This is a genomic window from Lacrimispora indolis DSM 755 (assembly GCF_000526995.1).
In the GTDB taxonomy this organism is placed as follows: domain Bacteria; phylum Bacillota; class Clostridia; order Lachnospirales; family Lachnospiraceae; genus Lacrimispora; species Lacrimispora indolis.
On the sequence record NZ_AZUI01000001.1, the window covers coordinates 1,622,236 to 1,641,801 of the forward strand.

The window sequence follows — 19,566 nt, forward strand, 5'->3', positions numbered from 1 at the left end:
AATCCGGGGTCAAAATCAACTAACTAGCTAATTTTTTTCCCGTTTTACTTGTTGTTTGGTTCGTATACAATTACTTGTATTCGTTCTGAATTTTCTCATTCAAAGCCATCAAACAATGGCTTGTTTTATTAGAATTTTCAGGGTTTTACATACTGTTCAATCTTCTGTTTTCAAAGTGCTTTTGTGTTGCTACCTACTTCGTCGGCAACTCATTTACTATATCATATTGCCGATTTTTTGTCAACAACTTTTTTATTTTTTTCAATCTGTTTTAATTGATTGCCTCTGCGGTCTGTCTCGCACCGGGTCTTTAATATAACATGTCCGTATCATATTGTCAAGGGAATTTGTGCCACTTGTTCAAACAATTTTTTCAGCAATTTGATTACCACTACATATAAGGATTTTTCCTTAATTTCTCCATATTTTGTGGTGGATAAAACAATCTGCAAGCAGAGGCAGTCTCACCTTTGCTTGCAGACTTGTTTTAATTGAATATATGATAGCTACAATTCCCATCTTATATGAAGCCTCGCAATACCCCTAAAACCATGAGATTCAGGAAATTATGGCCATATAAAAAGGACAGCCATTTACTCGCTTCAATCTGCCGGGATAAGGCAAGGCCCCACTCCGTTCCTGAGAAAGCGGTGACCAGCAAACAGGCGATCCATAGAAATACCAATCCCTCCAGTCCTCCCAACAGGGCACCTGCGATCTTATTGATTCCTGACAGAATAGGAAGCCTGGCAATGATATCCAGCCATCTCATGACTAAATTTGAAAACAGATAGATTGCTGCAAAGAGAAGGACAAATCCTGCAGAATTAAGGATCATATCTGCCAGATAGCCTCCAATATAGTCTGTAAACGCCTGAACTCCCAGCATCTGATATACTTCGCTGTTGTTGTTTTCAATGAGAGCGTTCTTGACACTTTGGGGCAGCTTAAGGCTTTCGATCACCGTGCGCTGGACAGAAGGTGCTTCCAAGGCTTCTCCGGAAGGATTTTCTTCCAGCTCCAAACCCATGGATTTTTTCATATTCTCTGAAATGGTTTGCTGAAGGCCTGTTTTTTCCTTTAAAAACCCTGTTACAGTGGGCAGAGAAACCCGGACAATGGTCAGGGATAAGACCACCGCCAGCATTGATACGACCAACCGGATAAATCCTCTGTGATGGCCGTAAAGAACCATTCCTATAAGATAAATTCCTGCCACAACAGACAGCCAGTTCTCCATATAAAACTTCGTCATAATTTGCCTCCTAATGAATCAACTGGATATGCATGCATATCCAGTTGATTCATAAATACAAGGCTGAAAGACATTCTTCTTTCAACCTTCTGCTCCGAATATCAATCGGTTAATAGCGGATGCCACCCCATTTTCATCATTGGTATCGGTTATGTAATCAGCCGCCCCGCGAAGCTCTTTGCTTCCATTTTTCATAGCCACTCCGGTCCCCGCCTTTTTGATCATGGAAAAGTCGTTTTCTCCATCCCCTATGGCCATGGTCTGCTTTCTGCTGATCCCCAAATGGGAAGCCAGTCTTAGGATGGCTTCTCCCTTTGTCGCTCCGAATGCATTGATCTCCAGATTATTGGGTAAGGAGGAAGTGATCAGAACATCGCCCCGTTTCTCCAGCTCGGCCCTAAGTCTGGCACGTTCTTCCATGTTTGGGAAGAACAGATTGATCTTTTCCACAGGCTTATGGTTTTTTTCCACGAATTCTATGATATTGGGATGGACATCCCTGGTCTGGTAGACCATTTCCTGTAATTCGGACGACAGACCATACTCTGCCAGATGTTCATAGAAGCGGGGCTCCGTTATTCCGCGCCTGTCAATGTAGGGATCATACATAACATGGTAGGAATCCACCAGGTTCAAAAGCTCCAAAGCGTGCTCCCAGGACAGCATCTGAGTGTCAATGACCGCATTTTCCTCCATATCCTCGATGACTGCTCCATTGGTGGTAATCGCATAACGGATCCCGGAAATATCTTTTATTTCCGCAGGTATACCATGTACGGTCCTGCCGGTGCATGGAACGATCCAGATTCCTTTTTGAACACATTGGATAAGCGCCTGGCGGTTGGCATCGGGAAGATGCTTTTTACTATCCAGCAGAGTTCCATCTAAATCAATTGCAATGAGTTTAATATCCACGTTTTATACCCCAATTTAATAAATGAAATGTTCCTCTTTTAAAACAAGAAGACCGTCTTTATCATATTTCGTAGAAAACAAACCTTTGATCCGTTTTCCAAGGGACGGCTTTTCTGCGCGGTCAGCTGCTTCTTCGATCAGGCTTTCCGCATTGGCCCTGTTAAGAGGAAGGCCGTCTTCTTCCATGATCTCAATTCTCTCATACAGTGCCAGCATGCTTTTACCGGTAATGCTGCAATCAATCTCATTGGCGTAACGGCAGGCATATTGAGCGAATTCATCAATGTCCATTTCTTCCCCCTGAAACCCTGGACCTTCCTCGTCCCGGACAGACGGACGAAATTCTTCATCCTCTTCATAGAAATCATCGTCTTCATGAACGCCTTCTTCATAGTCACTGTTTTCCCCGTAATTGTTCTCCTGCCAGGAATCGTATTCATAACGATACTCCTGGTTTGCTTCGTAGGATTCTTCCCTCAGTTCTTCTTCCTTAGGGGCAGGGGTGAAAGGTTTGTAAACGGGCGCTTCAGGGACTTTGACCGGTCTTTCTTCCCGTACTGGTTCGCTTATACAGAAAGCCGGAGTTCCTTCTCCGGTTCCAATGCACTCAAACTTACTTGCAAGTAACGGATGCTCCTGGTGCAGAGTTTCCATTTGTTTGGGATTATCAATGAGAACCACGATCATTCCGCTGGTATCCCGGTCCATCAATTCATTTAATTCAGTCAGGGCTTCCCGGGTCAGATCTCCGGCTTCCTCGATGATAAGGTCTTTTCCGGCCAGCCTGTCTGCGGAAGCCAATACTCCCCGTTTTGACAGTTTGGAGCCGTTGATCTTTGCCACAGGATTCTTTACTCCGCTTTCATTGTGAATCTGTTTTAAGGCTTCTACAGCCATTTGAAGTCCTTTTTCAGGGGTTCTCGCTTCTATCATGAGATGATTCTGAACCGGTGTTTCCTCCGACTCGTCTTCCTCTCCTTCATACAGATCTTCAAACTCCAGGCTTTCCTCATCGCCAAAATTCCGGAAGTCCTGATTCCAGGCCGGAGCGTCCTCTTCCGAGGCCTGGTTTAAAGATGCGTAAGGCGTCTCTGTAACTTCTTCCTTCTCATAATAGGATTCATCCGGCTGATCATAATCGTTTTCCTCATAACCATAATCATCCTCCGGCTGGTCATCGGATTCCTGGAAACCTTCGGATGTGATCGCGGACAGTTGTCCGGCATCATCAGGTTTTTCATATTCTATTTCTCTGTCATACTGCCCTTCCAAGGAGGATTCTTCCATTCCAGGACCTTCCGGCTCCTCTTCCTCAAAAACAGGCTCCGGGTGATGGAAAAGAGAGTCTTCATTTTCAGACGCGTATATGCCTCTGGTTCCCGGCATTGGGGTTATGGGACTGCCCACTCTCCGGATATCCTCCAGCACTCTGGTGTGTTCCAGCCTGGATTCTTCCTGAATTATGGGTTCTTCATAGGAGATCCTGGACATTTCCCTGGCCAGGTTTTCCTGAACCGCGGCATCTTGAAGCCTTGCTTCCAGATTATCCTCCATAGGGTTCTCTCCAAACGTCATAACCGTCTCCGGTTCTTCCTCATAATATTCTTCTTCAGGCTCCGGTTCCGGGCTTGGCCTTTTTCCGGCGCTGTACTCCTGTTCAACCGCCCGCAGCTTGGCCTCGTATTTGTCCCGGTTCTCCACCAGATCCATCTGGTAGTTGGTGAGCGGTGCATACTGTATTTTTAAATCCATGGCCTTGTCCACATATTTTCCAAGGCCAAACATCAGCATGATCCGGTCGCAGGTTTCCACACAGCGGTCGGGCATACCTGCAAGGCTGTACAGTTCTGCCAGCTCATACAGCCATTTTTCATCCAGTTCCACACTGGTGTAGGATTCCAGGGAATGGATGAGCTGCTGGGCAGGGGCTCCTTTTGCTTTTAAAATCATATAGCGAAGAAGCTGCTGTCTTGGATCGTCAGAAGCCAGGTCGCCAAATTCCTTATAATAGGCTTCCGCCTCTTCAATATTTCCTTCTTTGATCGCCAGCTCTGCCAGCTTATAAAGCAGACGTTTCCCAATGGGAGCGCGTTCGAAAGCCTGGAGAAGGATATCCTTGGCCTCCTGGTAATCCTCATTTTTCTCGTAAACCATGGCAACCATGGATAGCAGATTGGTATTGCGGACTCTCTTCCAGTCTATTGTGTCGGCTATTTTCATAGCCGTCTCATAGTCGTTTTTGCCGACCAGTTTTTTAATCTGTTCAACCTTTATATTAAACTCGTACTTATCCATTATTTGTCTCCTAATGAATCAAGCGGATATGCGTGCATATCCAACTGATACAATATTCAAGGCTGAAAGATGTGTTTCTTTCAACCTGCATCTCCTAACAAGGCAAATGAGCTACAGTTCCACCCGGCCTTCCAGGGCCCGTAACAATGTCACCTCATCTATGTACTCTAAGTCTCCTCCAACGGGAACTCCGCTGGCTATACGGGTGACTCTGATTCCTGTGGGCTTGATCAGCTTGCTGATATACATGGCTGTCGTCTCCCCCTCAAGGCTGGAATTGGTTGCAATGATCACCTCTTCCACATCTCCCTGCAGTCTCTGCATCAGTTCCTTCAGCTTTATGTCGCCAGGTCCGATTCCCAGCATGGGGGAGATAGCCCCGTGCAGGACGTGATAAACGCCTTCGAACTTTCCTGTTTTTTCATAAGCAGCTAAGTCCCTGGTGTCTTCCACTACCATGATCACCTTGTGATTGCGTTTTTCGCTCTGGCAGATGGGGCACAGCTCCTGATCCGTCAGGGTAAAGCATTCCTTGCAGTAGCGTACATTTCGTTTTGCTTCTGTAATGGATGAGGCAAGACCTGCCACTTGTTCTTCCGGCATGTTAATGATATGAAACGCCAGTCGCTGTGCGGATTTACTGCCAATGCCAGGAAGTCTGGACAGCTCTTCAATTAATCTTGTTATCTGACTGCTGTAGTAATTCATAATCAGAACGGAAAGCCTCCGCCTAACCCGCCAAGACCGCCGGTGAGCTTAGCCATGGCAGAGCTGTTGTCCTCTTCCATCTGACGGAACGCCTCATTGGTAGCCGCCATGATCAGATCTTCCAGCATCTCAATATCATCCGGATCCACTACTTCCTGGGATAATTTAACCGCAGTCACTTCTTTTTTGCCTGAAACAGTGACTGATACAGCTCCGCCGCCTGCTGCAGCCGTATATTCCTTTTCCTCCAGCGCCTTTGTTGTTTCTTCCATCTGACGCTGCATCTTCTGAGCCTGCTTCATTAAATTATTCATATTGCCAGGCATTGCGCCTGGAAAACCGCCACGTTTTGCCATGGTGTGTATCCTCCTGCTATCTTTATGATTTTTAGTCTTCTATTGTTATATCCATTAAAATATTGGTTTTTAATTCCTCATCGCTGACATAGATGGTGTCAGACCGTTCCCCTCCGCCCCGGAGCCTTGTCTTAAAGGTTATGGACTTCTGGTAATGGTCTTCCACATACCGTTCAATCTCTGCAACGGTCGAATCCCTGCTTCCGATCATGTAATTGCTCTGATCGGTAAAGACAACGCAAAGACAGCTCTCTCCTGCAGGTTCTACCACTGTATCCCGGAAGCTGGCCCGGATAGGCCCTCCCAGTTCCCGAATGATTTTCCCCCATTCGCCCCGGATCATATTTAAATCCTCTAACTGGCCTTTGGGAAGGGCCACCCTTTCTGCGGGAGTTAATTGGGGGACAGGGGCACTGCTGCCGTCTTTTCCTTCGTCCCCGTTTAAGACTGGCAAAGGTGCAGTTCCTATGATGCCGTTTTCCAGCTGCTTTTCTATACTGCTGATCCGCTGAAGTATGGAATCTAAATTCTGTTCCATCTGGGGGCGGGTCAGTTTGATCAGGGCAACCTCGATGAGGACCCGTTTCTGGAAAGCATAGCGGAGCTGATTGGACAAATCCGAAAATATCCGGATATACCGCAGAAGCGTCTCGTTGTCCGTACGCTTGCTGTCCTCTTTTAACAGGTTTTGATTCTCCGTTGACATATCCAGAAGATTTTCCCCGTTGTCCACGGATTTTAATATTAAAAGGTTTCTTAAATACCAGATAAAATCAATGACAAACTGGCCTAACTCCCGGCCCTGGATCACCAGCTCTTCCAGACAGGTGATGCAGTCTTTTGTCCGGTTTTCCACGATCGCCTGAAACAAGGTTCCAAACACGGTGATGTCCACAGCTCCCAGCACATCCAAAACATTATCATAGGTAAGAAGCTCTCCGTAATGAAAGGCAATACACTGGTCTAAAAGGCTTAAGGCATCACGCAATGCGCCGTCAGCGGCCTTGGCAATATAAGTAAGGGCCCGGTCTTCCACCTGAATATGTTCTGCAGCCGTCAGCTCTTTTAAATGCTCTACAATGGTCTCCACCGTAATGCGTTTAAAGTCATACCTCTGGCACCGGGAAAGGACCGTCACCGGGATCTTCTGGACTTCCGTAGTCGCCAGAATAAAGATTACATAGGATGGAGGTTCCTCCAGAGTCTTTAACAGTGCATTAAATGCTCCTGTGGAAAGCATATGAACCTCATCGATAATATAAACCCGGTACTTGCCTTCTGTGGGAGGATACTGGACTTCATCCCTTATCTCCCTGATATTTTCTACGCCGTTATTTGACGCAGCATCGATTTCCACCACATTGAGAGAAGCACCGGCTGCGATATTCTTACAGGTCTGGCATTCCCCGCAGGGACTTCCGTCCACCGGGTGTTCACAGTTGACCGCTTTTGCAAATATCTTGGCAATACTGGTCTTACCGGTTCCTCTTGTTCCGCAAAACAGATATGCATGTCCGATACGCCCGGCTACTATCTGGTTTTTCAATGTCTGTACGATATGGTCCTGGCCTTTTACATCTGAAAAGGAAGGCGGACGCCATTTCCGATACAATGCCGTATATGACATGCCTGTTAACTCCTTATTCGTCGCCGAAGCTGATGCCTATCATCTTGGCTTCCTCAACAATAGAGCTTTTCGGATCGACGGTTTTTAATTTTCCGGCTACATCGGCTAAGGGGACTTTAACAATATCATTGTTATCCACCGCTACCATATATCCGTATTCTTTGTTATTTATGAGCTTTGCTGCTTCTGCCCCAAGCCGGGTGGAAAGCACTCTGTCATAAGGACATGGGTCGCCGCCCCTCTGCATATGGCCTGGTACGGTGACCCGTACTTCCTGTCCGGTGCGCTCCGTGATCTGAGCTCCGATTTCATATGCCACAGAAGGGTAAACCACTCCGCTCTTCTTTTTTTCTTTTAATTCTTTTTTCGTCAGACAGGCATCTTCCTTGGAAATTGCCCCTTCTGCCACGGCGAGAATGGAAAATCTTTTGCCGTTTTTAGTTCTGGTTTTTAATGCTTCCACAACGATATCCAGATCATAGGGAATCTCCGGAAGCAGGATGATATCAGCCCCGCCTGCAATCCCCGCATACAGGGTGAGCCAGCCCACCTTGTGTCCCATGACTTCCACAATAAAGACTCGTCCATGGGAAGCCGCTGTTGTATGAATGCAGTCAATGGCATTGGTTGCCACATTGATGGCGCTTTGAAAACCAAAGGTAGTGTCGGTTCCCCACAAATCATTATCAATGGTCTTTGGAAGGGATACTACATTCAGCCCCTCCTCCCGAAGGAGATTGGCTGTTTTCTGGCTCCCATTGCCTCCTAAAACCACCAGGCATTCCAGTTTCATCTTACGATATGTGTGCTTCATTGCTTCCACCTTATCAAGACCGTTCTCGTCAGGTGTACGCATAAGTTTAAATGGCTGTCTGGAGGTACCGAGAATAGTCCCGCCCTTTGTCAGGATTCCGGAAAATTCTTCCGGTTTCATCACACGGTAGTTCGCATAAATCAGCCCTTTGTAACCGTCCTCAAATCCAACGATCTCAATATCACCGCATAACCGGTACAGTGCCTTGGCCACGCCGCGCATGGTTGCATTCAGGCTCTGACAGTCGCCTCCGCTTGTAAGCATTCCAATTCTTATCATAAAAGCACACCTCTTTTTGATTCGATTTGTCATTGGGAAATAGGTAGTATTATACCCATTTTATAATTATAATACAAAGGGGAATGCGGGGCAAGGGAAAACTTTATTTCATAAGAAATGTAAGAAAATATTAAAAATGGGAATTGCAGATTGCAAAAGACACCGCAAAGCAGTTTTTTGCTCTCCGGCGTCTGAAAATTCTTTATATTTAATCCGTGCGTCTCACTTTGAACCGCTATCACAGGCGTTACCCTGACAGTTAGCTCGGTCCAGGCACCCTCACGGCACACAGAAGGTTCCACTTAGTGCTGCTGCATTCCTGCCCTGACACGGTTCATGAAGATCTGTTGCGTAAGACCCAAACGTCATCGCCACTTATCAGGGGCAGCCCTGCAATAGACGGCCCTGGGTGAGACATCACCCCTGCTAGAGCGGATTGCAGGTACAGGGCACCGCTATCTCCCCGGCTGCACGGAAACTTTATGACATGTTTTGTTTTAATCGCACTTTAGTATACATGGAAAAGAGCAGGTTGTCAAGGAGTTATGGGGGATTTGCCTTCCAGTTTCTTCTTGTTATTTTCTCTCAGTTCTTTGAAAAAACGCTTCATCATCTGGGAGCACTCTTCTCCCAGAACCCCTGTTTCCGTTTCCACCTGATGGTTAAAGCCTTCCTCGTGAAGCATATCAAGCACCGATCCTGCACAGCCTGCCTTTGCATTCATGCAGCCCATGACGACTTTGGGTATCCTTGCCTGGACAATGGCTCCTGCACACATGGGACAGGGTTCCAGGGTCACATACATGGTGCAGCCTTCAAGTCTCCAGTCCCCTATTTTTCTGCACGCTTTGCGGATGGCATTTATTTCTGCATGGGATAAAACATTTTTATCAATGGTACGGCGGTTGTATCCCCTGGCAATGATCTTATCTTCATGAACAATGACACAGCCGATGGGAACCTCGCCTAAGGCGCCCGCCTTTTCAGCTTGTCTGATTGCTGCACGCATATATTTTTCATCAATGGTCATTCTCGTTCCTCTTTGCTTTTTATATTTCCTGCCACATTATCCTGACATATAAGGATAGCCCTTCTTTCCAGTGCTTTCCAGATAAAAAGGAATTCCCCAAAAGTATCTTAACATATTTTGGGACACAAAAAGATATACTCCGGGCTTTTTCATGTGATATACTGGTATAGTATATCACGAAACAAAGGAATGGTGAAGGTATGAAACTGTGCGGTCTTCAAAAAACAACGCTTCTGGACTTTCCCGGTCATGTGGCTGCCACGATCTTTCTGGGCGGCTGCAATTTCCGCTGCCCCTTCTGCCATAACAGTGAGCTGATCGGCAGTGAGGCAAAGTCAGAATTCAGTGAGGAAGAAATTTTAAGCTTTTTAAGGAAACGAAAAGGGATTTTAGAAGGGGTCTGCATCACAGGGGGAGAACCCACCCTGTCTGAGGATTTGGAGGCCTTTATCCGTAAAATACGGGAACTGGGGTATCTCATCAAGCTGGATACCAACGGTTACCGGCCGGAGGTTTTAAAAAGGCTGGTTTTAAACGAACTCCTGGACTATGTGGCAATGGACATTAAAGCCGGCAGGGAGAATTACTCCAGGGCTGCAGGCGTATGGAACATAAAAATAAAAAATATTGAGGAAAGCGCCGCCTTTTTACTTGGGGGAATCCTTCCTTTTGAATTCCGTACCACAGCGGTAAAAGGAATCCACAGCCTGGAGGATTTTATGGATATCGGAGATTGGCTGGCAGGCTGTCCCCATTATTATCTGCAGAATTATGTGGATTCGGACCAGGTTTTATGCCCAGGCTTCCAGTCTTTTTCCAGGGAAGAACTGGACAGCTTTATAAATGTCTTAAAGCCCCTGATTCCCAACGCCATGCTTCGGGGCGTTGATGATTAATGGGGACATGCCGATAGGGGGGCTTAAATCAGCCCCCTAATTTTATATCGGTATACCAGAATCCAAATCTGCCGTCTTCCATCGGCTGATCTTTGGACAGCACGAAATTTGGAAAACCAAACATAGAAGCCATGTATCGCTCATTGCTGTAATAATGTCCGGGTATCCCCAGAAGGTAACGGGGCATTCCACTTGGGTTTAACAGCTTTGCCAGGATTAAGTAGCGGTAATTATAGTATCCATGCAGAAGAAAGCTGTTATTTCCATAGACCCAGGTGTCTCTTGGAAGGATACCGATATCCTGGGGTTTAATGGTGAGAATTTCGCAGCCATCTTCATAATCAAATGCCAGAATCCTTGTATGTTCTCGTTTCAGCTTCTCCCAGATTAAATCATGGGGAGCTTCGTCCTGGTCTTCATTTTGGCGCAGGCGCTCTAATTCATCCGGATTTCCCAGCTCTGGCCGGACCTCCGGATTGCTCCTGTCTTCACTTATCACAGCATCTGCCCGGTATAAGATCGTATCCCCAGCCATATCCTCGTCACTGCAGGGATATGGTTCACTGATTACCGGTTCTTTCTCCTGGACATCCACTGCTTCCCTGGCTCCCTGCACTTCTTCCTCTTCCTGCATTTCGCCCTGAATGTCTTCCTGTCCGGCATTTTCCCACTCTCCGGGACCCGATTCTTCCACAGATTGTACTATATCCTGCATAGCTTCCGGCATTGGTTCCTCTGCTTCGGGCCAGTCAGCCTGCTGCTGTGCATCCATTGATGTGGATGCTTCTGTTGATGTAAATGCGTCCGTTGGCATGGATGTTTCCGCCGGTATAAATGCTTCTGCAGGTATGAATGCTTCTGCAGGTATGAATGCTTCCGCCGGTATCGCTGCTTTTGCCGGCATGTATGCTTCCGCTGACATAAACGCTTCCGCTGGTATGGCTTCTCTAGCAGGTATGAATGCTTCCGCCGGTATCGCTGCTTTTGCCGGCGTGTATGCTTCCGCTGACATAAACGCTTCCGCTGGTATGGCTTCTCTAGCCGGTATGAATGCTTCCGCCGGTATGGCTGTTCCTGCCGGCGTGTATGCTTCCGCTGACGTGAACGCGTCCGCTGGCATGGCTGACTCCGCTGGCATGAATGCTTCCGCTGGTATAAATGCTTCCGCTGGTATGGCCGTTTTTATTGGTTTAGTTGCTTCCGCGGGTGTGGCTGCTTCCGCTGATTCGAAGGCCTCCATAAATGTGGATGCATCCGGCTCTGTATCCGGCTCCCCGGCTTCTTCTGGCTGCGCCTCTGCTTCCTCCGTATGCTGAAGCTCTTCTTCAGCCACCTCTGCATCATCCGAAATGACTTGTTCCTGTTCCACATCCTCTGATTCCGCATTTACCAATTCTTCCCCAGCCGGCACGGCAGAATCCGCAGCTTCGTCATCCGGACTCTGACTTTCCGCCTCCAGATTCTCTGTCTGCAAATCTTCCTCTTCCGGCAGTTCCTGTTTTTCTGGGACCGGTGCAGCTTCCTCTTCCTCCCGGTCATTGGAAGAAGCCTCCATTGTTTTTTCCTCATGGGAAACTTCTGTCTGGGCAGTCTCCCGGGATTTATCAGGCTCCAGCGGAAATTCTTCCTCGATCTCACGTACCGCCCGTTTTATCTGTTCTTCTGAAATAACGGCCTGTTCCTTCACGGAAACCATTTTGGCCGTACTCTCTAAATCGACTTCCGCCGCATGGGCAACGGCATCTTCCCAAATGGTCGTGTAGGAACGCCATGTATTTTTTACATCATGGATGGTCAGTCCAAAGCACTGTTCCATATTAATTCCGGAGTGTTCTATATCGCTTGCCGATACCACAGTCCTGAATTCGCCGGAACCGCCGCGTATAAAAATATTGCCCAGGAATATTTCCTGGTCTGCGGCTAATAAGTACACTCCAATATCATTGCCGCCCACATATATCCTTTTGACACTGACCGTAATCTTGCACTGGACCCCTCTCGTTTCTATCTTGGCAAATCCGATGTTTTTTCCTTTGACTGCGCCTTCATAGGCATAAATATATGAGATTAGTCTTCGATAATTAGGCATGCCATCACTCCTTTATAATTATTTTATGCAAAATGCCATTGCATCTATGACACAAAAATGTTATCCTAGTGAAAAGAATATAATAAAATTTTTTTCGAACGTATGGAGGGATAAAGAAATGAAGCTTTATCGCGCAAAAGACTACAATGATATGAGCCGTAAGGCGGCTAATATTATTTCTGCCCAGATCATTATGAAACCGAACTGTGTTTTGGGACTGGCTACCGGTTCCTCGCCTGTCGGCACCTATAAGCAGCTGGTGGAGTGGTATAATAAAGGAGATTTAGACTTCTCCCAGGTAAAGACCGCAAATCTGGATGAATACAAAGGGCTTACCAGGGAAAATGATCAGAGCTATTATTATTTTATGCGTGAAAATCTTTTCCGCCATGTGAACATTGACGAAGCAAACACCAATATTCCCAATGGAACGGAAACAGATGCCAATAAAGAGGCTGCCCGCTATGAAGAAGTGATCAAAGGCCTGGGCGGCATTGATTTACAGCTTTTAGGTCTCGGACACAACGGTCACATCGGTTTTAACGAGCCTTCCGATATATTCCCAAAGGATACCCACATTGTGGATCTTCAGGAAAGCACCATCGAAGCCAACAAGCGTTTCTTCGCATCCATTGACGAGGTTCCCCGCCAGGCATATACCATGGGTATCGGCACCATCATGAGAGCCAGGAAAATCCTGCTGATCATCAGCGGAGCCGACAAAGCGGACATTCTTTATGATGTAATCTGCGGTCCGGTCACCTCCCGTGTTCCGGCATCCATTTTACAGCTTCATCCGGATGTTATCATCGTTGCAGACGAAGCAGCACTTACCAGAATGGAAAACTTCTAAGCACAGTCTTTTATTTTTTTTACTGTCAAATAATATGATTGCTTTTGCCCGGCTGCTACCTGCACCGGGCATTTTTTTCTTTTTCAGAAGGCACTTTTTAAGGGGATAAAGCCGGAATTTCCCTTTAGCCGGCGGGAAAATTAACGGTTGGATTTTTTCAGAAAATGGTGTAGAATGAGTGTAAAACGTAAGATAAGGAGACGGTAAATATGGCATATACATTTACAAAAGATTTGGAAACCGGAAATCAATTAATTGATTCCGAGCATCGCCAGCTGATCGATGCGGTCAATAACCTGCTCGCCGCCTGCGCTACAGGCAAGGGCCGTGCGGAACTGGCTAATACGACCAAATTTTTGCAGGACTATACTGCAAAGCATTTCGGCAATGAGGAAATGCTTCAGCTTCAGTATCAGTATCCGGATTATGTAAACCACAAACGTTATCACGAAGACTTCAAAAAGGTGGTGGCCGGAATCTGTTCTAAGCTTGACAAAGATGGCCCGTCCATAATCCTTGTAGGTGAAGTCAACAGCGCCATTGCCGGCTGGCTGATCACCCACATTAAAAAGGAAGATGCAAAAGTAGCCGCTCACATTAAAAGCAGATCTTAATCTCTTGAAGAAGAAGCAAAGGAAGGTACATGATTATGAAAGATCCAAATTGCGCATACTGTATGAAGGGAGAACTTGTTGCCAAATTCGGCTATCCCATATGCGAAATGGAAACAGGATTTTTATATTTATTTAAAGAGCAGAGTAAGAAAGGCAGAGTCATCCTGGCTTATAAAGATCACGTCAGCGAACTGGTGGACATTGAGGCTGAGGAAAGAAATGCCTTTTTTGCCGATGTTGCCAGGGTTTCCAGGGCTGTTCATAAAGTGTTTAACCCGGATAAGGTAAATTACGGCGCTTACGGCGATACAGGCTGCCACCTTCATATGCACATCGTTCCGAAATACAACGGAGGGGATGAATGGGGAAGTACCTTTGCCATGAACCCGGACAAGGTATATTTAACGGATAAGGAATACGAGGAAATGGCTGCTGCTATCCGGGCAGCATTGTAGAAAGAAACCATATTCATGAAGAGGAGGCCGGATCATGCTGGATGAAATCAGGACACAGGCCGCAATGGCCGCAAAAGAACTGTTGGAAGCTGCACATTTAAATGAGAAAGATTTAGTCGTCATCGGCTGCTCCTCCAGTGAGATCTCCGATCACAGAATCGGTTCCCATTCCAGCGCGGAAATCGGGCAGACAGTATTTTCCGCCATCTACGAGGTTTTTCAGGCCCAGGGAATATACGTTGCCGCACAGTGCTGCGAACATTTAAACCGGGCTTTGATCCTGGAAAAAGAGGCGGCAACGCTCTATGGCTATGAGCCGGTCAATGTGATGCCCCAGCTAAAAGCCGGCGGCTCCTTTGCCACTGCGGCTTACCAGACTTTACAATGTCCGGTGGCGGTGGAGTCCATTAAAGCACATGCCGGCATTGATATCGGGGACACCCTGATCGGAATGCACTTAAAGGCCGTGGCTGTTCCGGTCCGCATTAAAACCCGCTACATCGGCTCCGCCCATGTGGTCACCGCCCGTACCAGGCCGAAATATATCGGCGGTGCCCGTGCCTGCTATAACGATTCCATGGGATGAACAGGAGAGGCGAGAGCAGGGATTTAGAACATCAGCAGGCTTTCACTGGAATTTATTAATGTAAAAAACCGCGTCTTGAAACAGCTTTTACAGCTCAGTCAAGATGCGGTTTTTATTTGTTTTTAAGCTATTTCATAACCGTTCTCTGGTCTCAGCCACTATTCCATGGTGGCATGTGTAAAGAACCAGTAACCGTATGAAGAGTGCCATGTGCCCTTTAATTCAGGCTTCTGCAGATAGAAATCGCTGGAATATACAAGAGGGGAAATCGCTGCGTCTTCCATAATCATCTTTTCTGCTTCATGAAGCTTCTCATAATGCTCGGTCTTATCAGCCGTATCACGGGCCTGGCTTAATAAGCTGTCCACCTCAGGATTAGAATACTTTCCATCGTTGTTTCCGCTTTCTGAGGTGAATAAGTTCAGCATGTTGGAAGGATCGTCATAGTCATATACCCAGCCTCCGCGGGCAATCTGGAAATCACCGGCCCGGCGGGTTGGTGCAAAGGTAGACCATTCAACGATTTTAATATCCATTCTCACGCCCAGTTCGTTCCATGCGCTCTGTAAATACTCGGCAACCGGCTTATTGTAACCGGCTTCATTGGTCATGTACTCGATCACAGGGAAACCTTCTCCGTTTGGATAGCCTGCTTCTGCCAGAAGTTCTTTGGCCTTTTTAAGGTCTTCCTCATAGTTGCTCACATTAAAGTAATCGCCGCCGTTGTTCTTTCTGGTGACTTCTTCAAAGGAAGAACCTGGTTCCACATCAGAAATGCCAGGGCCTACAAAGTTTGTCGCCGGTAAAACGGTTCCGGCCATTACGGTATTGGCAATATAATCACGGTCAACTGCAAGGCTTAATGCACGGCGAACCAGGGCATTGTCAAAGGGTGCCTTTTTTACGTTGAAAATCGTATAAGAAGTGGCCATACGAGGATCCAGATGATAATCCGGTGTTCCCTGAAGACTTGGGATCTCATCAGTAGGAATATCCTTGATCATCATAACCTCTCCTGTACGGTATGCGCTGTATGCAGCATTGGCATCTTCCATAAGGACAAATTTTAAGGTATTTAAGGTTACACTTTCTGCATCCCAGTAATTTTCATTCTTAGCAAAGGTGATGTGGGAGCCTGGTACCCATTCAATCATCTTTAAAGGTCCGTTGGATATATAAGTATCAGGAGTTAAGGACCACTGGTCGCCCTTTGCCTCAACCACATCCTTTTTCACGGGAACCATGGTTGCATGAGTAACAATTTTATCAAAATAAACGCAGGGAGACGCCAGCTCCACTACAAAGGTTTTCGCATCAGGTGCAGACACAGCCAGGGCATCGGTGTTTCCTGCCGCTGTTTCTTCATATCCTTTTACCATGGAAAGCATGTCTGCTGCATAAGGAGCTGCCGTGGCAGGATCTGCCAGATGTTTCCAGGAATATACAAAGTCTTCTGCAGTAAGGTCAGAGCCATCGCTCCATTTTAAGCCATCCCGTAAATGGAAGGTATAAGTAAGTCCGTCATCACTCACATCATAGGATTCTGCCTGTCCGGGAATAATGTTATTATCCTGATCAAAGGTCAGAAGTGTCTCAAATGCGTGAAGGATCATATTGGCAGCATCCGCCGTGGTGTTTAAGGCCGGATCAATGGTTTCCGGGTCAGGCCCGATCTGTACTGACAGGTCAAGACCTCCTGCTGTGGTATTTCCTGCCGCTTCTGTTTTTTGTGTTTCGCCGCCTGTTGTACCGGACTTGCCGGAACCGCCGCATGCTGTCAGGATCATCCCTGAAGCAAGGACTGCCGCTAATACAAGCGCCATCTTCTTCATATCTTTTCCTCCATATCTTTTTTATTTTTGCGTCCGTCTATCACAGACAACGCAAGCTCTAGCATACCACAGAAAGAGGGTTCTTGCAACGAGGAAAATTTTTACACTCTCCTTATTCTGCGCAGTGTTACCATGATAAAGCAGTAAAGGGCCAGGCATTTCCGGATAGGGAAATGTCTGGCCCAAGAGGACATTTATGTCTTTTATCAGCGGTATGAGGTCTGAACTGCTTTCATTAAAACCTTAGGATCCTTCACGTAAGGAGTGACCGGACAAATCTTCTTATTCACTCCCATGAGGGTGTAAACAGCGATCCTGGCTGCCCGGACTGAGTATTCCTCGGTAAATACCATATCTTCCGGAATCTCCACAAACTGGCTTACCAAAGCGAAGTTGGTGGAGCCGGCCGGAACCACCTTTGGGCGGTCTGTCATCTTACGTGGCTGGAACTGGGCATCAACGTAAGGCATCATGCAGGGAATGACATTGACCACGTCTGCCAGGATCTCATCCTTACGGTTTTCCATGTGAAGATGGTGAAGAAGCTCGATGAGCATCTCTTCTCCTGTGCAGTCCTTCATAGGCTTTTTCACATAATCCCCTTCACGGTCCGTATAAAGCCCGTATCCCCAGAATATGGTCTGATCCATTGGCTGATTGATGAAATGAGGCTGGGCAGCCACAACAATGCTCATCAGCCAGCTGGAGTCCTTAAAGGTCATGAGCGCTCCGCTTCCGGGCACATTGCCGGAATAGTTCTCGATCAGCTTAAGGAGCTTATTTCCCCGGCTTGTTACGGTAAAGCTCTCCCAGTTGGTTTCATGAACATCTCCAAAGAAGGGGTAGGGATTTCCAAGACCGGTCTTTTTTGCGGATACCTTGCTCCACAATTCCCCTGATATTGGCCTTAAAACAGGCTCCGGAGCAGGAGTATGAAGGTCTCCTAAGGTTGCGCTGTCAGTCATGCAGGCATTGGTCATAATACAGATATCCCCGTCCTGAAGCTCAATGGTTCTTTCTATTCCATTATCCTTTAAGTGAAGCACCTTTGCCGTGATTCCGTCTCCATCGGCAAAATCTATATCAGTAACAACACAGTTTTCTGCAAAGACAACTCCCTGCTTTCTTAAATAGTTTTCCAAAGGACGGATCACACTGTCATACTGGTTTAAAGGAGTTCTTGTTACTCCTGCCAAAGTCTCGATCCTTGAAAACTCCAGGATCATCCGGCGCATGTAGCGGCGGAATTCAAAAAGGCTGCTCCATTTCTGGAACGCAAAGGTGGTCTGCCACATATACCAGAAATTCGTGGTAAAGAAATGAGGCATGTCTGCAAACCATTCTTCAATGGTCATATCATCCAGTTTTTCTTCCGGCGTGTTCATAAGCTTTAACAGGGCCATGCGTTCCTGCTGGGTAAATCCCATGCTCTTTACGTCAAGGATGGTTCCATCTTTGTCCACCAGCCTGGCCTTTGCATGGGTCGGATGAGCATGGTCAAAGCTTAAAATCTCTTCGGTCACGCTTCTGGCAGGGTTATTTAAAGAAGGAATGGAACCAAACAGTTCCCAGAAATTTTCGTAAGTTTCTTCATTCAGCATACGTCCGCCGCGGCATACAAAACCTTTTTCAGGGGTACCGATGCCGTCATTGCTTCCTCCCAGGATGTGCATCCCTTCAAAAATCGTGATCTGCTCTCCCGGCATGTTGCAGTCACGTATGAGATAAGCAGCTCCTGCCATGCTTCCCAGACCGCCGCCGACAAAATATGCTTTTCCTGAGGTCTGGCCGCTTCCCTCTGGCCTCATGGTTTCTTCCTTCTTTAAATCCATTTGCTTTTTTGAATAATCATAGGCCTTTTTTGCGGCAACTCCTGCCGCAGTTGCCGCAGCTCCCCATGCAAGCACTTTTCCGAAATTATTTTTTCCTCTCATATGCAACGCTCCATTCTATGAATTGTGATAACTGATTCGCTTGATACGCTTATATTATCATACTTCATTTTATCCGTCACCATACATGGTTTTTCAGTTGTATAAAAAAACGACATCAGGTCAATGATGTCGGAAAACCAGACAATTTTTCAGTTTTGTCTATGGGTTTTTTGCTTATCTTCTTTTAAAATGAATATAGTTAAAAAGGAGGGCTTTTTATGTCAGCCATCATACACAAACATATCCGGGAGTCCGTCCTGAAAACAGCGCTACTCCATCAGTTAAGAAACGGACAGAAATCACCGGAGCGGACCGCCCGTAACCTAGAAGAGCTGCTGCAAAAATTCAATCCCATATCCGCAGAGCTTTTTTCTTATTCTGATCTGGTTTCTCTTATTAAAAGCTGTTCCTGGGAAGAATGTCTGGATATTATCATGCATAAGCTTTCTTAAAACTCTGCCTGGCTCCTGAGGTAAGCGGCCCGCTCCGCAGCCCTGGCCAGGCTTTTTAAACGTTCCGCCACCAGCCGCGGCTCCGTTTTCATTCCCTTTTCTGCCCAGTCAACGATGATCCCGCAGATGCCATATGCAAAAAATTCCGCATCAAAATCCCGTTCCTCTTTTGTGAGCTTCTTCTTTTCATCCAGCTTTAAAATCGCTTCGGAAAACAGGGCCTTTGCCATCTCAAACAAATAACTTTCAAAGGTATGCTCCTGTTCTTTTATGGTATTCATATAAAAGGTTCTTTCTTCCTCCATATTTTGAAGCAGTTCAAAAATCTTCTGATCCCAGTTTTCAAGGGTGATGTCATCTGCTATTTTTGCAAAGTTCTCATTATAATAGATCCAGCTTAAAAGCTCATATTTATCCTGAAAATGGTAATAAAAAGTCTGCCGGTTTAACCCCCATACGGACGTGATGTTGGATATGGATATCTTATCAAAGGGCTTTTCCCTGCATACCTGTTTTAAGGCTTCCGCTATTGCGCGTTTTGTGATCAGCGAATCCGACATAGGGCCTCCTGTTCTA

At 46.6% G+C, this 19,566-nt stretch carries 18 protein-coding genes and 1 other RNA gene; 6 read left to right on the plus strand and 13 right to left on the minus strand.

All coding sequences use genetic code 11. From position 1 onward, the window contains the following. Positions 1–520: 520 nt before the first annotated feature. The 9 genes from K401_RS0107710 to tadA all read right to left on the minus strand — a co-directional run bounded on the left by K401_RS0107710 (position 521) and on the right by tadA (position 9,279). Entirely contained in the window at positions 521–1,255 is a 735-nt protein-coding gene (locus K401_RS0107710; RefSeq protein ID WP_242837936.1) for a CvpA family protein, read from the minus strand. An 81-nt stretch (positions 1,256–1,336) separates the two neighbouring features. Next, the gene (locus K401_RS0107715; RefSeq protein ID WP_024292410.1) at positions 1,337–2,170 is read right to left on the minus strand and encodes a Cof-type HAD-IIB family hydrolase; all 834 of its coding nucleotides are present in this window, start codon (positions 2,168–2,170) and stop codon (positions 1,337–1,339) included. A gap of 15 nt (positions 2,171–2,185) precedes the next feature. Further along, entirely contained in the window at positions 2,186–4,465 is a 2,280-nt protein-coding gene (locus tag K401_RS0107720; RefSeq protein ID WP_024292411.1) for a tetratricopeptide repeat protein, read from the minus strand. 111 nt (positions 4,466–4,576) lie between these two features. Further along, on the minus strand, positions 4,577–5,173 hold the full coding sequence (recR, locus tag K401_RS0107725) for a recombination mediator RecR (protein ID WP_024292412.1): 597 nt from the start codon (positions 5,171–5,173) through the stop codon (positions 4,577–4,579). Positions 5,174–5,175: 2 nt separating this feature from the next. Next, positions 5,176–5,529 (minus strand): YbaB/EbfC family nucleoid-associated protein, encoded by a 354-nt coding sequence (locus K401_RS0107730; RefSeq protein ID WP_024292413.1) that lies wholly within the window; start codon positions 5,527–5,529, stop codon positions 5,176–5,178. 31 nt (positions 5,530–5,560) lie between these two features. After that, positions 5,561–7,156 (minus strand): DNA polymerase III subunit gamma/tau, encoded by a 1,596-nt coding sequence (dnaX, locus tag K401_RS0107735; RefSeq protein ID WP_024292414.1) that lies wholly within the window; start codon positions 7,154–7,156, stop codon positions 5,561–5,563. A gap of 13 nt (positions 7,157–7,169) precedes the next feature. Then, positions 7,170–8,249, minus strand: a complete 1,080-nt coding sequence (locus tag K401_RS0107740; RefSeq protein WP_024292415.1) for a 6-phosphofructokinase — start codon at positions 8,247–8,249, stop codon at positions 7,170–7,172. Between the two features lie 213 nt (positions 8,250–8,462). Further along, positions 8,463–8,724, minus strand: an RNA gene (gene ffs, locus K401_RS32320) — signal recognition particle sRNA large type. 60 nt (positions 8,725–8,784) lie between these two features. Continuing rightward, entirely contained in the window at positions 8,785–9,279 is a 495-nt protein-coding gene (tadA, locus tag K401_RS0107745) for a tRNA adenosine(34) deaminase TadA (protein WP_024292416.1), read from the minus strand. A 200-nt stretch (positions 9,280–9,479) separates the two neighbouring features. Between tadA and K401_RS0107755 the strand changes: the two genes are divergently transcribed. Continuing rightward, positions 9,480–10,175 carry an anaerobic ribonucleoside-triphosphate reductase activating protein gene (locus K401_RS0107755; RefSeq protein WP_024292417.1) on the plus strand — a complete coding sequence of 232 codons (696 nt, stop codon included), beginning with the start codon at positions 9,480–9,482 and terminating at the stop codon, positions 10,173–10,175. 28 nt (positions 10,176–10,203) lie between these two features. On the opposite strand, the gene K401_RS33525 is transcribed toward K401_RS0107755, so the two are convergent. After that, entirely contained in the window at positions 10,204–12,264 is a 2,061-nt protein-coding gene (locus K401_RS33525) for a hypothetical protein (RefSeq protein WP_024292418.1), read from the minus strand. Between the two features lie 118 nt (positions 12,265–12,382). On the opposite strand from K401_RS33525, the gene nagB reads away from it, so the two are divergent. From nagB to K401_RS0107780, 4 genes are all read left to right on the plus strand, one after another. Further along, on the plus strand, positions 12,383–13,117 hold the full coding sequence (nagB, locus tag K401_RS0107765) for a glucosamine-6-phosphate deaminase (RefSeq protein ID WP_024292419.1): 735 nt from the start codon (positions 12,383–12,385) through the stop codon (positions 13,115–13,117). A 209-nt stretch (positions 13,118–13,326) separates the two neighbouring features. After that, positions 13,327–13,731 (plus strand): bacteriohemerythrin, encoded by a 405-nt coding sequence (locus tag K401_RS0107770; RefSeq protein ID WP_024292420.1) that lies wholly within the window; start codon positions 13,327–13,329, stop codon positions 13,729–13,731. Positions 13,732–13,766: 35 nt separating this feature from the next. Further along, positions 13,767–14,186, plus strand: a complete 420-nt coding sequence (locus K401_RS0107775) for an HIT family protein (protein WP_027352531.1) — start codon at positions 13,767–13,769, stop codon at positions 14,184–14,186. Between the two features lie 34 nt (positions 14,187–14,220). Beyond that, positions 14,221–14,772 carry a TIGR01440 family protein gene (locus K401_RS0107780; RefSeq protein ID WP_024292422.1) on the plus strand — a complete coding sequence of 184 codons (552 nt, stop codon included), beginning with the start codon at positions 14,221–14,223 and terminating at the stop codon, positions 14,770–14,772. A 158-nt stretch (positions 14,773–14,930) separates the two neighbouring features. Here K401_RS0107780 and K401_RS0107785 read toward each other — a convergent pair whose 3' ends face one another. Next, positions 14,931–16,604, minus strand: coding sequence for a peptide ABC transporter substrate-binding protein (locus tag K401_RS0107785; RefSeq protein ID WP_024292423.1), 1,674 nt, complete (start codon positions 16,602–16,604; stop codon positions 14,931–14,933). Between the two features lie 206 nt (positions 16,605–16,810). Then, the gene (locus K401_RS0107790) at positions 16,811–18,538 is read right to left on the minus strand and encodes an oleate hydratase (protein ID WP_024292424.1); all 1,728 of its coding nucleotides are present in this window, start codon (positions 18,536–18,538) and stop codon (positions 16,811–16,813) included. A gap of 218 nt (positions 18,539–18,756) precedes the next feature. Here K401_RS0107790 and K401_RS0107795 point away from each other — a divergent pair, with 218 nt between their 5' ends. Continuing rightward, positions 18,757–18,990 carry a hypothetical protein gene (locus tag K401_RS0107795; RefSeq protein WP_024292425.1) on the plus strand — a complete coding sequence of 78 codons (234 nt, stop codon included), beginning with the start codon at positions 18,757–18,759 and terminating at the stop codon, positions 18,988–18,990. On the opposite strand, the gene dhaS is transcribed toward K401_RS0107795, so the two are convergent. Continuing rightward, complete coding sequence (gene dhaS / locus K401_RS0107800) at positions 18,987–19,550, minus strand: dihydroxyacetone kinase transcriptional activator DhaS (RefSeq protein WP_024292426.1); 564 nt, start codon at positions 19,548–19,550, stop codon at positions 18,987–18,989. The two genes, K401_RS0107795 and dhaS, sit on opposite strands and share 4 nt — an antisense overlap. Positions 19,551–19,566 lie beyond the last annotated feature (16 nt).

What these genes read in the sequence shown, in the direction of transcription:
- K401_RS0107710 (WP_242837936.1), bottom strand. Translation starts at nt 1,255, where the DNA reads ATGACGAAGTTTTATATGGAGAACTGGCTGTCTGTTGTGGCAGGAATT.
- K401_RS0107720 (WP_024292411.1), bottom strand. Translation starts at nt 4,465, where the DNA reads ATGGATAAGTACGAGTTTAATATAAAGGTTGAACAGATTAAAAAACTG.
- recR (WP_024292412.1), bottom strand. Translation starts at nt 5,173, where the DNA reads ATGAATTACTACAGCAGTCAGATAACAAGATTAATTGAAGAGCTGTCC.
- K401_RS0107730 (WP_024292413.1), bottom strand. Translation starts at nt 5,529, where the DNA reads ATGGCAAAACGTGGCGGTTTTCCAGGCGCAATGCCTGGCAATATGAAT.
- dnaX (WP_024292414.1), bottom strand. Translation starts at nt 7,156, where the DNA reads ATGTCATATACGGCATTGTATCGGAAATGGCGTCCGCCTTCCTTTTCA.
- K401_RS0107740 (WP_024292415.1), bottom strand. Translation starts at nt 8,249, where the DNA reads ATGATAAGAATTGGAATGCTTACAAGCGGAGGCGACTGTCAGAGCCTG.
- tadA (WP_024292416.1), bottom strand. Translation starts at nt 9,279, where the DNA reads ATGACCATTGATGAAAAATATATGCGTGCAGCAATCAGACAAGCTGAA.
- K401_RS0107755 (WP_024292417.1), top strand. Translation starts at nt 9,480, where the DNA reads ATGAAACTGTGCGGTCTTCAAAAAACAACGCTTCTGGACTTTCCCGGT.
- K401_RS33525 (WP_024292418.1), bottom strand. Translation starts at nt 12,264, where the DNA reads ATGCCTAATTATCGAAGACTAATCTCATATATTTATGCCTATGAAGGC.
- nagB (WP_024292419.1), top strand. Translation starts at nt 12,383, where the DNA reads ATGAAGCTTTATCGCGCAAAAGACTACAATGATATGAGCCGTAAGGCG.
- K401_RS0107770 (WP_024292420.1), top strand. Translation starts at nt 13,327, where the DNA reads ATGGCATATACATTTACAAAAGATTTGGAAACCGGAAATCAATTAATT.
- K401_RS0107775 (WP_027352531.1), top strand. Translation starts at nt 13,767, where the DNA reads ATGAAAGATCCAAATTGCGCATACTGTATGAAGGGAGAACTTGTTGCC.
- K401_RS0107780 (WP_024292422.1), top strand. Translation starts at nt 14,221, where the DNA reads ATGCTGGATGAAATCAGGACACAGGCCGCAATGGCCGCAAAAGAACTG.
- K401_RS0107785 (WP_024292423.1), bottom strand. Translation starts at nt 16,604, where the DNA reads ATGAAGAAGATGGCGCTTGTATTAGCGGCAGTCCTTGCTTCAGGGATG.
- K401_RS0107790 (WP_024292424.1), bottom strand. Translation starts at nt 18,538, where the DNA reads ATGAGAGGAAAAAATAATTTCGGAAAAGTGCTTGCATGGGGAGCTGCG.
- K401_RS0107795 (WP_024292425.1), top strand. Translation starts at nt 18,757, where the DNA reads ATGTCAGCCATCATACACAAACATATCCGGGAGTCCGTCCTGAAAACA.
- dhaS (WP_024292426.1), bottom strand. Translation starts at nt 19,550, where the DNA reads ATGTCGGATTCGCTGATCACAAAACGCGCAATAGCGGAAGCCTTAAAA.